At 60.6% G+C, this 14,062-nt stretch carries 13 protein-coding genes; 10 read left to right on the top strand and 3 right to left on the bottom strand.

What is annotated here, in order from left to right; genetic code table 11:
- Window positions 1–5 precede the first annotated feature (5 nt).
- From ACIQ2A_RS04295 to ACIQ2A_RS04305, 3 genes are all read left to right on the top strand, one after another.
- A complete protein-coding gene (locus ACIQ2A_RS04295) occupies window positions 6–521 on the top strand; it encodes a MarR family winged helix-turn-helix transcriptional regulator (protein ID WP_398476121.1) in 516 nt (171 codons plus the stop codon).
- Between the two features lie 412 nt (window positions 522–933).
- A complete protein-coding gene (locus ACIQ2A_RS04300; protein ID WP_398476123.1) occupies window positions 934–2,454 on the top strand; it encodes a porin in 1,521 nt (506 codons plus the stop codon).
- 190 nt (window positions 2,455–2,644) lie between these two features.
- The gene (locus tag ACIQ2A_RS04305; RefSeq protein ID WP_398476125.1) at window positions 2,645–3,133 is read left to right on the top strand and encodes a MarR family winged helix-turn-helix transcriptional regulator; all 489 of its coding nucleotides are present in this window, start codon (window positions 2,645–2,647) and stop codon (window positions 3,131–3,133) included.
- Window positions 3,134–3,147: 14 nt separating this feature from the next.
- On the opposite strand, the gene ACIQ2A_RS04310 is transcribed toward ACIQ2A_RS04305, so the two are convergent.
- On the bottom strand, window positions 3,148–3,786 hold the full coding sequence (locus ACIQ2A_RS04310; RefSeq protein ID WP_398476129.1) for an isochorismatase family protein: 639 nt from the start codon (window positions 3,784–3,786) through the stop codon (window positions 3,148–3,150).
- 138 nt (window positions 3,787–3,924) lie between these two features.
- Between ACIQ2A_RS04310 and ACIQ2A_RS04315 the strand changes: the two genes are divergently transcribed.
- Together ACIQ2A_RS04315 and ACIQ2A_RS04320 are read left to right on the top strand one after the other, a co-directional pair.
- Entirely contained in the window at window positions 3,925–5,088 is a 1,164-nt protein-coding gene (locus ACIQ2A_RS04315) for an FAD-dependent monooxygenase (protein WP_398476131.1), read from the top strand.
- A gap of 12 nt (window positions 5,089–5,100) precedes the next feature.
- Window positions 5,101–5,823 (top strand): enoyl-CoA hydratase/isomerase family protein, encoded by a 723-nt coding sequence (locus tag ACIQ2A_RS04320; RefSeq protein ID WP_398476133.1) that lies wholly within the window; start codon window positions 5,101–5,103, stop codon window positions 5,821–5,823.
- Window positions 5,824–5,872: 49 nt separating this feature from the next.
- On the opposite strand, the gene ACIQ2A_RS04325 is transcribed toward ACIQ2A_RS04320, so the two are convergent.
- A complete protein-coding gene (locus ACIQ2A_RS04325; protein WP_398476135.1) occupies window positions 5,873–6,934 on the bottom strand; it encodes an ABC transporter substrate-binding protein in 1,062 nt (353 codons plus the stop codon).
- Between the two features lie 179 nt (window positions 6,935–7,113).
- Between ACIQ2A_RS04325 and ACIQ2A_RS04330 the strand changes: the two genes are divergently transcribed.
- From ACIQ2A_RS04330 to ACIQ2A_RS04350, 5 genes are read left to right on the top strand one after another with little or no spacing between them, the layout of a single operon-like run.
- Window positions 7,114–7,947, top strand: a complete 834-nt coding sequence (locus ACIQ2A_RS04330) for an ABC transporter ATP-binding protein (protein ID WP_398476137.1) — start codon at window positions 7,114–7,116, stop codon at window positions 7,945–7,947.
- Window positions 7,947–8,726 carry an ABC transporter permease gene (locus tag ACIQ2A_RS04335; RefSeq protein WP_398476139.1) on the top strand — a complete coding sequence of 260 codons (780 nt, stop codon included), beginning with the start codon at window positions 7,947–7,949 and terminating at the stop codon, window positions 8,724–8,726. Before ACIQ2A_RS04330 ends, ACIQ2A_RS04335 begins: the two co-directional genes overlap by 1 nt.
- Before the next feature lie 10 nt (window positions 8,727–8,736).
- Window positions 8,737–9,498: an ABC transporter permease gene (locus ACIQ2A_RS04340; protein WP_398476141.1), complete on the top strand. Its 762-nt coding sequence runs from the start codon at window positions 8,737–8,739 to the stop codon at window positions 9,496–9,498.
- 55 nt (window positions 9,499–9,553) lie between these two features.
- Window positions 9,554–10,753, top strand: a complete 1,200-nt coding sequence (locus ACIQ2A_RS04345; protein ID WP_398476143.1) for an amidohydrolase family protein — start codon at window positions 9,554–9,556, stop codon at window positions 10,751–10,753.
- 46 nt (window positions 10,754–10,799) lie between these two features.
- On the top strand, window positions 10,800–12,140 hold the full coding sequence (locus ACIQ2A_RS04350) for an amidase (RefSeq protein WP_398476145.1): 1,341 nt from the start codon (window positions 10,800–10,802) through the stop codon (window positions 12,138–12,140).
- Between the two features lie 736 nt (window positions 12,141–12,876).
- Here the strand turns inward: ACIQ2A_RS04350 and ACIQ2A_RS04355 are convergent.
- A complete protein-coding gene (locus ACIQ2A_RS04355) occupies window positions 12,877–14,016 on the bottom strand; it encodes a PLP-dependent cysteine synthase family protein (RefSeq protein WP_398476176.1) in 1,140 nt (379 codons plus the stop codon).
- Window positions 14,017–14,062 lie beyond the last annotated feature (46 nt).

Genomic DNA, 14,062 nt, shown 5'->3' on the forward strand with positions numbered 1-14,062 from the left:
CAACGTTGGGATCAGTATCGCTCAACCGCACAACCAAAGACGAGAGGTTTTCCGATCTGGAGCAGGTGTCTGAAGAACGGCTGCTTTGGGATGTGCTTTCGCTCAGCGTCGATCTGATGCGTCTGTCCGAATTGTGGGGCAAGAGAATCGGTGTGAGCGGGTCGCAATGGATGATCCTGATGGCGATCCGTCAACTGGGTCATGGTCCTGGCGTTCCGGTAAAGGAAGTTGCTGCGTTTCTCAATGCGGACGCGTCTTTCGTGACGACACAGTCGAAGATCCTTGAGAAGCTGGACCTGGTCGAGCGTATCCAGTCGATGCAGGACCGTCGCAGTGTTTTGATGTCGCTGACGGCGAAGGCCAATGAGCAGCTGGCGTCGCTGGCGCCGAGTATGGCGCGCCTGCAGGATTTCGTTCGCACCGAATTGGGCGATGACGAAGTCTGCATATTGTCGGAAGCGATACTGCGTCTGAGGAATCGTCTCGACAAAGCGGTGCTACTGGTCGCGTCCGGCGCTTAGCCATCATGTCATCGCGGGGTTGGTTGCGCGCTTTTCTGCAAAGAAAGTGTACGATCTCTGATGCGATCTGGCGCACTCTGCTTGCCCGAAGTGCAGCATATGATCTGTGTATCGATTGCAGATAATGCCTGCAGAAATAACATTTTTCCCGCGTTGAGTTGCAGACACGTTACGCCGGAAAGCTACGTCAGAGCATGTCTCCATGTCATTCCGTTGTTGCGATAGCAGCGCGGCGTCGATCATATCGAGGACATGCGGTGCAGATGTTCTGCGGCGCCGATGCATCGAGATACTCCACTGCAAGATGCAGGGAAGACAATAGTTCGATCGTATCGACCGCGTGCTCGTCATTTTCCGCGAGGAAGGCGTCTGGGCTTCTGTTTATGGAATTTAGGGGATCGAAATGAATCTGATGAAGACTACAATCTTGAGCACGGCGGCAAGCTTGGCTGTGATGTCCGGTGCGCTCGCTGCGGACCTGCCCGTCAAGGCCAAGGCCGTTGAGTATGTGAAGGTCTGCTCGCTATACGGTGCAGGATTCTACTACATCCCGGGTACCGATACCTGCATCAAGATCGGCGGCGCGATCCGTCTCGACACCACGTTCAACGGCAACACCTATGACGCACCGTTCTGGCAGGGCGGCGCGGGCGGCAACGATCTCTGGACCAAGGACTATTTCGCGACCCGTCAGCGCATCAACCTGACCACCGACACGCGCACCGCCACCGAATACGGTGTTGTCCGCACTTACGCCAACATGCAGTTCGATTTCAGCCAGAACCGTGAATCGATCGCCGGCGGCTTCGCCGAAGTCGATTACGCCTTCATCCAGTTCGCGGGCTTCACCTTCGGCAAGGCCGTGTCGCAGTTCGATCCCCAGTGGGCGCTGTCGAAGCCGACCATTTCGTCGGGCTTCCTGGCCGGTTCGAACAACACCACGGGTATGCCGCAGCTCGCTTACACGGCATCGTTCGGTAACGGCCTGTCGGGCACGATCTCGCTGGAGAATGCATCGCCCTATCGCAATGCCGGTCTCTATAACACGTCGAACTTCATCGTCGGCCCGGGTTCGAGCAGCTACCTGAACTATATCTACGGCGTGTCGTCAGCAACCTTCCTCGGCAATTCGTATGGCGGCAACCACATTCCTGACATCGTCGGCAATCTCCGCCTCGATCAGGCCTGGGGTACGCTGCATCTCGGTGCCGCGATGCACACGATCACGCCTGGCTTCTACGGCGCCAACGCCGCCACCGGTCATGCGGATGATTCCTACGGCTTCGCGATCAACGGTGCCGTCGAGTTCAAGAATCTGCCGACCGGAGCCGGCGACAGCCTGAAGCTGGAAGCCACATATGCCCGCGGCGCGGCGAAGTACGCCATCACCGGTGGCACGACCGATACTCAGGGCGGCGGTCGCTTCGCCAAGTTCAGCGGCAATACAGTCGGCTTCGGCTATGTGCTCGACGGCGTGTATGGTCAGGGCGGTCAGATCCAGCAGAGCGAAGCCTGGTCGGTCGTCGGCTTCTACGAGCATTACTGGAACCCGGCCTGGCGCACCTCGCTGTTCGGTAGCTATAGCTCGATTTCATATGGCGATGGCGGCAATGCGCTCCTGGCAGCGGCCTTCAGCCAGGCGGGCGGTCGTCTCGGAACGGCCAACGCGGCCAACCCGACCGGCACCAATGCTGGATACCTGCAGAACACCACGGGCAATTTCGATTTCGCCATCGCGCAGATCGGCACCCGTACTGCGTGGACCCCGGTCCGGAACCTGACCCTGTCGGCTGAATTCACCTACAGCCGTATGGAGCAGAGCCTTGGCGGCCAGTATGTCGGCAATGTCGGCGGCCGACCGGCGGGGCAGACCTACCAGATCCAGAACCAGAACCTCTATAACGGCTCGGTCCAGATCCTGCGGTCGTTCTGATCGCTGCACCCAGCAACATCAATTGTGTTGCGCGTGCCTCCGGCAATGCCCTGCCGGAGGCATTTTCTTTTCTGTGGCGCCATTGGCGCGGAGTTCGAACTGGTAGCGACGACGCGCCGGGTCTATCAAGTTATCTTCGCGCGAGTTGCCGCGATCCCAGGGCCCTGTTTGAGCGAAAGCCGTCCAGCACATGATCGAAACCCAACGCGTGTCGTGGCGCGATACCAATGGCTCGTCGCATAGCTATACGTTTCGCGCCTATATGACCGAGGTCGCGCAGGCCCGTTATGTCATTCGCAAGGTCCAGATGATCATCGATGGCTGCGCGCGCGATGCAGGGCTCGGCCCGCTTGAGCATCAGGCGCTGATCCAGATCTATGGTGCGAAGGGAGGTGCGCTTCCGGTAGGTCAGCTTGCCGAACGCCTGAATGTCGCTCCCGCGCTCGCGTCACGCTTGGTGCAGCAACTCGATGCCGCCGGGCTGGCCACGCGCGCGCCTGCGGAAGAGGACCGTCGCACAATGCTGGTGCGTGCCACCGAGGCTGGCGAGCGCGGCCTTTACGACATCGTCGAGCGTGCACATGCGCAGGTTGAGAGATTCCGCTTCGGTGCCAGTGCACGCGAACGCGCGGCCGCCCACGAAATCATTGCGTTCTATGTGGGCAGCCCGGAGAGCTAGCCGCCGTGCGGCTGTTACATATTGCTGCCGCTCGGCGGCAGGTGATCGAGCGCCTCCTGCAGCGAGATTACATCCGCATATTTCTGCTGAAGGTCGAACAGGTTTGCTTCATGCGGGCCGGTGGCCCGATCGCCGACGCAGTCGCGCACCACCATGGGGCGATACCCGGAGCACATGGCGTCTACCGCCGATGCCCGCACGCAGCCGCTGGTGGTGCAGCCGGTGATGATCAGCGTGTCCACTCGCTTGGTCGCCAGCCAGCTCGCCAGGCCCGTTTCGAAGAAGGCCGAGGGATATTGCTTGTCGATCACCAGTTCGCCGGGTTGCGGCGTCAATTCCGGCACGATCTCGACATTGCTATTGTCGGTGGTGAGTAGGTTGTTGCCGGGCAGCTTGATATTGAACAGGCCGAAATTGCTGCCGTCCGGTGCGTAGGTGTGTCGCGTAAAGGCGATAGGGATGCTGGCCTTTCGCGCGGCGGCGAGCAAGGTCGCAGTATGAGTTACCGCATCCTGGATATTGCCGCCGCCCAGCACGGCGGGATCGACAAAGCCGCGGGTGAAGTCGATCATCACCAGCGCGCTCGACGTGCCAAAGCCGAGCTTCTGGCCAAAGCCTTGTCGCTGATACACCGCGGTTTCCGATTCCGTCATCTTACCCTCCGTTTATGCATTGACGCTCGCGCCCAGATATATAACTTAAGTTACATAACAAGTCAGGTTGTCTGACAATAGAATCAGAAAGTCCATCGTCTTTTCCGGCGAACCTGGCGTGGATATGAGGGCAGTCGAATGAACGTCATCGGGAATGTGCTGGTGGCCGGTGGCGGCGTCGGTGGTCTGTCATGCGCGCTGGCTTTCGCCCAGCGCGGCGTCGAAGTCACGCTGATCGAGCGGCAGCCGAATTTCGACGTGCCTGGCGTCGGGCTCGGCCAGCCGGCCAATGCGCTGCGCGTCTATGACAAGCTCGGTCTGCTCGCCGATGTGCTCGATGCCGGTTATGTCTATGACCACATGAGCATCTTCGATGCTGATCACAATCTGATCGCCGCGCACAAATTCCTGCTGGGTGACCATCGCGTGCCGCCAGTCTGCGCGCTTCGTCGATCTGATCTGCATCGCATCCTGCTCGGCGCGGCTGAGCGTGCGGGCGTCAAGATAAAATTCGGCTGCCAGGTTACGCAGATCGATGATGCCGCAGGCGATCGAGTCGATGTCATCCTGTCCGATGGCAATCACGGCAGCTTTGATCTGATGATCGGCTTCGATGGCATCCGCTCGACCGCGCGACTACATGTGGTCGGCACCATGTTTCGGCCGAAGCCGTGCGGAATAGGCGGTTGGCGGATCCAGGTGCCGCGCGTGCCCGAGGTGACCGGTATGGAATTCATGCAGGGCCTCGGTGGCAAAGCGGGCGCGATGCCGATCACCAAGGATCTGATGTATCTGTTCAATATCAGGCCGGAGCCCATCGACGCGTTCTACGATCGCGCAACTTTCGCGGATATGTTGAAAGAGCGTCTCGCGCAGTTCGGGGGCTATGTCGCGGAGATCAGTACAGGGCTGAATGCCAAATCCGATATCGTTTATAGTCCGATCGAGCCGATGCTGGTACCGTGGCCGTGGCATCGCGGCCGCGTTGTAATAGGCGGCGATGCGGCCCATGTCGTGCCGCCGCATCTCACACAGGGCGCGGCGATGGCGGTCGAGGATGGTCTCGTTCTTGCTCTTGAAATGACGGCGACCGAAGGTTCGGTCGAGCATCGCCTGATGCGCTATGCGAAGGGGCGCTATGCGCGTTGTGCCTTCGTCTATGCATTCGCCCGGCAATGGCTGGATGACGAGCAAAGCATTCATACGCCGGAGCAGATGGAAGCGGCGCGGGAGGAGATGCGCGTTAACGCATCGAACCGCATTGCGGTCAGCGACCGCATCCTGAACAGTCCGGCATTTTAGGAGATACCTGATATGAGCATTCTCTCGAAGCGCGACGGCGACATCCTCTTCCTGTCGCTGAACCGCCCCGAAGCTGGGAACCGCATTGATCCAGCAGGCATCGCTGAACTCACGGCGCAATTTGCGGCGGCCGATCCCTTGGCGGGCGGACCGGCGGTCATCGTGCTCGGCGCAGTGGGGCCGGACTTCTCGCTCGGCCGGCAGCGTCCCGCGGAGCAGTCATCGGATCCGCTCGACATCGTGCGTGAGTTCGAAAGCATCCAGCAGCTCAATGAAGCGGTGCAGAAATGCCGCGCCGTCACTATCGCTTCGGTGCGCGGCCGTGCCGAAGGTGCCGGTCTGTCGCTCGCCGGGCGCTGCGATATCGTGGTAGTCGCCAATGAGGCGACGCTGAGTTTTCCGGAGATCCCGCACGGCATTCCGCCGACTATCGTGCTTAGTCACTATCGTTTCGTGTTGCCACGCAATCTGCTAGGCGATCTCATTTTTACCGGGCGCGAAATCGAAGGCCGCGACGCCGTGCAGATCGGCCTTGCGGCGCGCACGGTAGTGGACGCCGAACTCGATGCGCTAGTGCTGAAGCTGGCCGGGCAGGTGGCGGGATATGATCGCCGCTCGATCGCGCTCGTGAAGGAATTTCTTGCTCGCAGCGAAGGCATGGCGCCACAGCAGGCGCCCGGGCTTGGGATTTCGCTCTATGCCAACGAGATGTCGCACCGTTATCTCAAACGCTGAGTGCGGCGATAAGCGAACGAGGCGGTCCCCGTTCGCTTGCGGTTCTCCCTCAGCAGGGGAACGGCAGATAGGACGTGTCGATATAGTCGGCCATGTTGATGCTGCGCGGCAGCAGGCCATCCTTTGTCATGGCATCCGCCAGTGTCTGCACCAGTGCGGGCGTCACGCACGCGTTTTTGTCGCGATAGTAGTCCTTCGACGTGAGGAAGTAGGCATCGAGCACTTCCGGCGGCGACTTCACGAGATCCGCGGTGAACTCCACGGCCTTCTTGCGGTTCTCCGGCGCATAGAGCCAGTGCAGCGCGTCCACATAGTCGGCGAGATAGGCCTTCACCGCATCCGGGCTCTTCTTGAGGATGTCGTTGGTCGCGACCTGCATGGTTACGGAGTAGGGTGGCAGCACGTCCTTGCCGGCAAAGAGCGGACGAATGCCGCCTTTTGCTGCCTCGGTCGCGCCGAACGGCAGCGGCAGCACGCCGCAATCGACGCGCTTGGCGCGTAGCGCCGCGCCGATATTGGGGAATGCGATCTCCACCACCTTGAGATCCTTGCGTGCCGACAATCCGTTTTTGGCCAGCATCACGTTGAGAACCACGTCGGGCGTGCTGCCATAGGCATTGACGGCGATTGTCTTGCCCTTGAGGTCGGCGACGGTTTTGATGCTGCTGTCATCAAGCACGAAGAAAGCCTGCGACGCATAGCCGTCGCGGCCATCCTGGAAGCAGTCGGCAACGATCTTCAATCCGTTCGGCACGGCATTCTTGACGACGGAGGTTGCGAAGACCGGTGGCGTCATGATGCCCATGTCGACCTGCCCCGCTGCCAGCATCGATGCTGCTTCAGGTGTTGCGCGCGTATAGGTCACATCCAGCGTGTAATCCTTGTCGATCCGCTTCAACACATTCTTGCGCATATATTCGGTGAAGATGATCGTCTCGGTCTCGTTCGGGCCGAGGCCGCCGGCTGTGGCGTAGCGAATGACAGGCGGTGCGGCGCGCAGAATGCCTGGAGCGCCGATCGTTGCGCCCACTGCAAGAGCAGACTGCAAGATTTTTCGGCGGGAAATGCCGCGTTGAAATGCATTCGTCTCACGCGTAGTCGGAGAAGTCATGATGATATCCTTTTTGGTCGTGTAGCAGGAACAAAAGATAAGATTGTCTGGCAATCAATCGGATTGCGATGAGCAAAGAGCGTGCCGTCGGTCGCTTGCTTGACACGATTGTCTGATAATCTTAACGTCTTAAAATCATGGCGCAATGATGAGCGGTGGCTGCGGTGCAATGCGGAAGCATGCTGCAGCATCGTGATTTCTCGATTGGCGGAATTCTGATGGGCGACAGTGCAAAGATCTCGGTTCGCGGTGTCTCCAAGACATTCTCGCGTGATGGCAAATCGGTGCTTGCGCTCGACAATGTCGATCTGAGCGTTGCCGAAGGTGAGTTTTTGTCGATCGTGGGGCCGTCGGGCTGCGGCAAGAGCACGTTGCTCTATATGCTCGGCGGCTTCGAGAGCCCGAGCACCGGCAAGCTGTCGAGCGGCGGCAAGCCGATCACCGGGCCGGGCCTCGATCGCGGCGTGGTGTTTCAGGAATATGCGCTGTTTCCGTGGCTTACCGTGTGGGAGAACATCGCCTATGCGTTGAAACGCAAGGCGGTGCCGGATCAGCAGTGCAAGGATATCGTCGCGCGCTATGTCGGCATCATGGGCCTTACGGGGTTCGAGCAATCGTTCCCGCGCGAGCTCAGTGGTGGGATGAAGCAGCGCGTCGCGCTGGCGCGCACCTTCGCTTATGAGCCGGACATTCTGCTGCTCGACGAGCCGTTTGGTGCGCTCGATGCGCAGACGCGCGAGGTGATGCAGGACGAGTTGCTGCGTTTGTGGCGGATCAATCGCAAGACCGTGGTCATGGTCACCCACGACGTCGATGAGGCCGTCTACCTGTCCAATCGCGTCTGTGTGATGTCGAAGCGCCCCGGCCGTTTCGTCGAGCATTTCGAGATCAATCTCGACCATAGCCTGACGCGGGAGCAGGTTGTGTTGTCGGATGAATATCGCAAGATTCGGAACGAAGTCTGGGTGAGCGTTCGCCAACAGGTGACGCAGCCAGCTCCGGCGGCGGTCTGATGTCGATCGCGTCCCGGGCGAAGAAGGTCGCCTCGTTCGTTCTGCCGCTGATGATCTGGGTCGGCGTCTGGGCGGCGCTGCCGCATCTGAACCTGATTGATCCGTCCTTTTTGCCATCGCCGACCGCGGTGGTCATCGCGCTCGAGAAGCTGGCGGTCCAGCTGTCCTTCTATCAGGATCTCGGCGCCACGGTTTACCGTAGCATCGCAGGTCTCGTGCTCGGCATGGTAATCGGCGTTCCTCTCGGTGCATGGATGGCGGTGTCGCCGCGGGCGGAAGGCTTCTTCGGTCCGATTGTGAAGAGCACCTATTCACTGCCGAAGACGGCGCTGGTCCCGCTGCTGATGCTGTGGTTCGGCATTGGCAGCACCACCAGCATTCTCGCCATCACGCTGTCCACCGTGCTGCCGATGATCATCTATACCTATCACGCGGTGCAGGACACGCCGCGCATCCTGCTCTGGAGTGCGCGCTGCATGGGCACGTCGCCGCGCGACGTGATGCGGCTGGTGCAGTTGCCGGCCTCGATGCACGGCATTCTTACCGGTGCCCGCATTGCGCTCGGCTTCTCATTCGTCATTGCCGTCGCCGCTGAGATGATCGCGGCCAAGGTCGGTATCGGCAAGCTGATTTTCATGTTCGGCGAGAATGGTGCCTATGATTACATGTTTGCCGCGGTAGTCGCGATCGTTGCCGTCGCCTGTCTCGTCGATGCGCTGCTCGTGATGCTGACCGACTACCTGCTGCGCTGGCAGGGCCGGTCGAATGCCGAAATCTGAGGGAGCGGCCATGTTCAGCCTGAAGCAAATCTCCCGCAGCCTGCTGGCTTTGTATCCGATCGTATTGATTGGGCTCATCTGGGAAGCCGTCACCCGCGCCGGTCTGGTATCGCCGATCTTCCTGCCGCCACTGTCGAGCGTCTTTGCTAGCCTGTTCCAGCAGATCGTCAGCGGCGAATTGTTCGAACCACTCTTCGTCAGCCTTTATCGTGCGGCGGCGGGGCTGGTCATCGCCATGGTCGGCGGCGTCATCATCGGATTCCTGATGTCGCAGATCCGCTGGTTCCGCTGGCTGATGAATCCGGTGGTGCTGCTCGGCTTCCCTGCGCCAAAGGTGGCGTTCCTGCCGATCTTCATCCTGTGGTTCGGCATCGATCATCTGTCGAAGATCGCGCTTGTCACGTTCACCAGCATCTTCCCTTTCATCATCGTCGCCCAAGCCGGGGCCGAGACAGTATCGCGGGTGCAGCTGTGGGCGGCGCGTGCCATGGGCGAGACGCGGCTCGGCATCTTACGGCGCATCATCCTTCCGGCTGCGTTCCCGTCGCTGATGAGCGGCGTGCGCGTCGCCGTGCCCTATGCCTTGATCAGCGCCTTCACGGCAGAGATGATCGCGGGCGGCGGCGGGCTCGGCGGCAATCTCGTTTATGCGCAACGCTTCTTCGAGACCACGACGGTGTTCACCATCCTGATTGTGATGCTCGCCGCAGGCTGGCTCGCGGATCATGGCATCATCGTCCTGCGCCGGCATCTGCTGCGCTGGCACGGCTGAGCCGGCTGGTGTATCGCCAAGCCTGCAACGAAAGTTTTGAGTGGAGGAGCAGTCCATGCGCACCGCGATCGTCAATATCGGCACCATCGTCACCGGCGACATCAAGTCGCCATTCGCCGAGGGCGACGGCATCCTCATGGAGAGCGGTCGCATCAGTGCGATCGGCACGTTGTCGGCGCAGCAGGTCTCCGCGGCCGATGTCGTGATCGATGCGGGCGGCACCACCGCCATTCCCGGCCTGATCGACAGCCACGTTCACATCACCTTCGGCGATTATACCCCGCGGCAGCGCGTGGTCGGTTATCTCGAGAGCTATGTGCATGGCGGCACTACCACGTCGATCACCGCGTCGGAAGTTCACGTGCCTGGTCGCCCCAAGGACCCCGCCGGCGTCAAGGCGCTGGCGCTCGCGGCGCGCGCCTGTTTTCTCGATTATCGTCCCGGCGGCATGCGCGTGCATGCCGGCTCGATCATTCTCGAGCCCGGTCTCACCGAAGACGATCTCGCAGAGCTGGTGAAAGCGGGCCTGTGGCTGGCCAAAGCCGGCTTCGGTGCTTTCGACACGCCGTTCGATTACGCTCCTCTGATGCTGGCCGCGCGAAAACTCGGCATGGTAACGACCATGCATACCGGAGGCTCCTCCATTCCGGGCTCGTCCGGCATTTGGGCCGAGCATGTGCTGAAGTCGAATCCCAGCGTCTCCTTCCACGTCAATGGCGGACCGACGGCGATGCCGGAAGGGGGCTTTGCGCGCCTCGTCAATGAGAGCGACATCGCGCTGCAGCTCTGCACCGCTGGAAATCTACGTACTGCGCTGCTCACCGCGAAATTGCTCGATGACGTCAAGCAGCCCGAGCGGCTGCTGATTGCCACCGATACGCCCACCGGCAGCGGCATCATGCCGCTTGGCATGTTCTATACGATCAGCCATCTCGCCAGCCTCGGCGGCATCCCGCCCGAACAGGCGATCGCGGCGGCCACCGGCAACAATGCGCGGGTCTACCGTCTCAACAGCGGCTTCCTCGAGGTCGGCAAGGATGCCGATCTGGTGCTGATCGATGCATGCGCCGGCGGATCGCAGGACGATGCGCTGTCAGGACTGCGCAATGGCGATGTGCCCGCAGTGGCTGCCGTCGTCAGCGATGGCGTGCCGCGTTTCGTCGGCCGAAGCCGCAATACGCCGGCGGCGATCCGCACGGTGCGCGTGGCCGAGACGAGGCTGCCGCGGGATTTCAGCGGCGCAGCCGCACATTAATCGTCAATCCGCCGTCTGCGGATTTCGCCGTTATCCGGAGTGTCCGATGTCCAACTTACCGTCACCATCTCTCGTCTCTTTCCATGCCGCGACGGACGAGTTTCGGACCGGCAAGGATACGCCGCGCGAATTCCTTGAGCGGTCGATCGCAAGGCTCCAAGTCCTCGAGCCGAAGTTGTCTGCTTTTGCAGCTCTGTCGCTGCCGCGTGCCCGCATTGCCGCCGACGCTGCCACGGCGCGCTGGCGCGATGGTCGTCCACTGTCACGCATCGATGGTATGCCGGTCGGCATCAAGGACGTCATCGAGACATTCGACATGCCCACCGGAATGGGCTCGCCCACCCATGACGGCAACCAGCCGCGGCGCGATGCGGCCACAGTGTTCGCGCTCCGCGAGGCGGGGGCGGCTGTCGTAGGGAAGACGAAGACAACGGAATTCGCCGGTGCCTATGCCACCGACACGCGCAATCCGCACGATCATGAGCGTACGTCCGGTGGATCGAGTGCGGGGTCGGCCAGTGCGGTGGGAGCAGGTATTCTGCCGGTGGCGCTCGGGACGCAGGTGATCGGTTCGGTGCTGCGACCGGCCGGCTATTGCGGTGCGTTCGGCTACAAGCCGACATTCGGTGCGATCAATCGCGGCGGCAGCCACGACTTCCAGAGCCATAGCTGCATCGGTCTCATCGGCGCCAGCCTGGAGGATATCTGGCACACGAGCTACGACATGGTGCAGCGCTGTGGCGGCGATCCCGGCCAGCCAGGTCTGTTCGGTTCAGAGGAGCTGGCGGGGCCACTCAAGCCGACTCGTTTGATCAAGCTGGAAACACCCGGTTGGGCGTTGGCGACGGATGAAGCGCGGCAGCAACTCGAGAGCAAGCTCAGTGTTCTGAGCGCCGCCGGCGTGCAGATCATCTCGCGTGACAACGATCCCGATCTCGATGCTTTCGAAAAATCGATTACGGATATTCTGCAGTTCGGCTTTGACATTATCGGCTATGAGTCGCGCTGGCCGTTGAAGAGCGTCGCCTATCGCGACCGACAGGGCCTCAGCCCGAGCGCGCTGGATCAAATCGTCAAGGCCGACGCGCTAGGCCTGGACGGTTATCGGGAGCTGATGAAGCGCCGGGTCGAGTTGCGTGTCGCGTTCGAGCGGCTTGCGACCAAGGCGGATGCGTTTGTTACACTGGATGCAACTGGCGCCGCGCCGAAGCGCATTACCTATACTGGCAATCCCTCCTTCAATGTCGGCGCCTCCGTGCTCGGTGCGCCCGCGCTCACATTGCCGCTGTTCTCGGACGAAAATATGCCGCTGGGCCTGCAGATCATTGGTGCTCAGCACGCCGATGCCAAATTGTTCGCTGTTGCGAACTGGCTGATCGAGAATTGATGCGCCTATTAACGCAGCTATGATGCGGCAGCGGCGTGTCGCTCAAGACGTTAGCCGCGAACAAACACTGCGGGATTTGTCCGAAATATGCTGGGTTAGAGTCTTGATCAAATCGCGTATCTGTATCGCCGCAGGATTGTGAAAATAGATGATGCCCTCCATAGCGAATGGGATGTCTCGCTCAGCGTCGTCGTTTATCGCGCTCACGTCGATGGAATTGTCTGAACGCTGCGGGTCAATCGGGTCAGTGCTTGGCATACGGATCACCTTCCTTGAGATGTCGCCGTGTTTCGAGACTCGATTTCAAACGAATTCAAGAACCGTGCCAGGCTGGACCTTCCATAGCGGGGGAATCATTTGATGCGGTCGAAATTGCCGCCGAGTGCGCCTTACTACGCGCGTAGACTGGTCGTGCACAGCCAAGCTGCTGTTTGACTTACTTCGAAGCTGGCGGACTCCCCGTGCGTGCTGCGATGCGCATCAGCAAGCTTGCCAGAGAGAAGCAGGCACAATTGGCCTGAGATGATCGGTTGATTGCCCGAGGTTACAGCTGGCACATAGTTCGCTCACGGCGGCGGTTGTCGGGATTTCGACGTCCAGCCGCCAGCCTTTCCTCGATGACCGTCATATCGACCGATCGTTTTTGCAGCGGCGAGCATCTGTGCTGCCCGCAAAGTGCCAGTTGGTGTTGTCAGTCAGTCGTGATCGATGAGCCACAGAAGACTCAGCGATGGCATTATGATGCGATCGCGTCGGGAAAAAGCTGCTCGAACACGCCGGTGTCGAGGAAGCGATCAAGCATCCGACGATAGGGATCGATGTCGATCTTGTTCGTCGCCAGCCATTGGCGATCATAGAAGGTGTCGGCATAGCGATGCCCACTGTCGCAGATCAGCGTGACGATCGAACCGCGTCGACCCTCTTGGATCATGTTGGCGGCGATCCAGCACAGGCCAAAAAAGTTGGTGCCGGTGGAGCCGCCGATCCGGCGGAACAGGCGCTCGGACAGCACATGCCCCGCCGCGATGGAAGCGGCGTCTGGCACTCTGATCATGTGATCGATGACACCAGGCACGAAGGATGGCTCGACGCGCGGCCGGCCGATACCTTCGATGCGCGATCCGGACGCGGTTGCTTGCAGGTCGCCGTTCTTCCACGCATCGTAGAATGCGGAATTCTCGACGTCCACGACGCAAAGCCTGGTGTCGAGATTACGATAGCGGATGTAGCGGCCAAGTGTCGCCGACGTACCGCCCGTGCCGGCGCTCATGACCAGCCATTCAGGAACGGGAAACTCCTCTTCCTCCATCTGGCGGAAGATGCTTTCGGCAACATTGTTGTTGCCGCGCCAGTCGGTCGCGCGTTCGGCATTAGTGAACTGGTCGAGATAGTGACCGTTCGTTTCACGTTCGATCGCGAGTGCGACGTCATAGACGTCGGCGGCGCGATCGACGAAGTGGCATTCGCCGCCGAAGCCCGCGATCGCCTGGATCTTCTGTCGACTGGTCGAGCGCGGCATCACGGCAATGAAGCGCAGGCCGAGCAATTGGGCGAAATAGGCTTCGCTGACCGCGGTGGAGCCTGACGATGCCTCCACCAGCGTCGTGTGCTGCCCGATCTTGCCATTGCAAATGCCATATAGAAACAAGGAGCGGGCGAGCCGGTGTTTGAGGCTACCGGTCGGATGCGTGCTTTCGTCCTTGAGATAGATCGAAATGCCGGGAAGGCCGGGAAACAGCGGTTTCAGCAGATGTGTATCGGCCGAGCGTCGACCATCGCCCTGGAGCCGCGAGATCGCCGTCCGCGCCCACTCCCGTCCGTTGCAATCGGGCAGAGGGATCAGCGCGGGGCATCCGCTGGTTTCAGTCGTTGTTATTGTCTGTTGCACAGTTATCGTTCTCCAGCCGCCTGCAGGCGGCATG

Origin of the sequence: Tardiphaga sp., assembly GCF_044336785.1 — a bacterium.
Lineage (GTDB): Bacteria > Pseudomonadota > Alphaproteobacteria > Rhizobiales > Xanthobacteraceae > Tardiphaga.

What these genes read in the sequence shown, in the direction of transcription:
- ACIQ2A_RS04300 (WP_398476123.1), top strand. Translation starts at nt 934, where the DNA reads ATGAAGACTACAATCTTGAGCACGGCGGCAAGCTTGGCTGTGATGTCC.
- ACIQ2A_RS04305 (WP_398476125.1), top strand. Translation starts at nt 2,645, where the DNA reads ATGATCGAAACCCAACGCGTGTCGTGGCGCGATACCAATGGCTCGTCG.
- ACIQ2A_RS04310 (WP_398476129.1), bottom strand. Translation starts at nt 3,786, where the DNA reads ATGACGGAATCGGAAACCGCGGTGTATCAGCGACAAGGCTTTGGCCAG.
- ACIQ2A_RS04315 (WP_398476131.1), top strand. Translation starts at nt 3,925, where the DNA reads ATGAACGTCATCGGGAATGTGCTGGTGGCCGGTGGCGGCGTCGGTGGT.
- ACIQ2A_RS04320 (WP_398476133.1), top strand. Translation starts at nt 5,101, where the DNA reads ATGAGCATTCTCTCGAAGCGCGACGGCGACATCCTCTTCCTGTCGCTG.
- ACIQ2A_RS04325 (WP_398476135.1), bottom strand. Translation starts at nt 6,934, where the DNA reads ATGACTTCTCCGACTACGCGTGAGACGAATGCATTTCAACGCGGCATT.
- ACIQ2A_RS04330 (WP_398476137.1), top strand. Translation starts at nt 7,114, where the DNA reads ATGCTGCAGCATCGTGATTTCTCGATTGGCGGAATTCTGATGGGCGAC.
- ACIQ2A_RS04335 (WP_398476139.1), top strand. Translation starts at nt 7,947, where the DNA reads ATGTCGATCGCGTCCCGGGCGAAGAAGGTCGCCTCGTTCGTTCTGCCG.
- ACIQ2A_RS04340 (WP_398476141.1), top strand. Translation starts at nt 8,737, where the DNA reads ATGTTCAGCCTGAAGCAAATCTCCCGCAGCCTGCTGGCTTTGTATCCG.
- ACIQ2A_RS04345 (WP_398476143.1), top strand. Translation starts at nt 9,554, where the DNA reads ATGCGCACCGCGATCGTCAATATCGGCACCATCGTCACCGGCGACATC.
- ACIQ2A_RS04350 (WP_398476145.1), top strand. Translation starts at nt 10,800, where the DNA reads ATGTCCAACTTACCGTCACCATCTCTCGTCTCTTTCCATGCCGCGACG.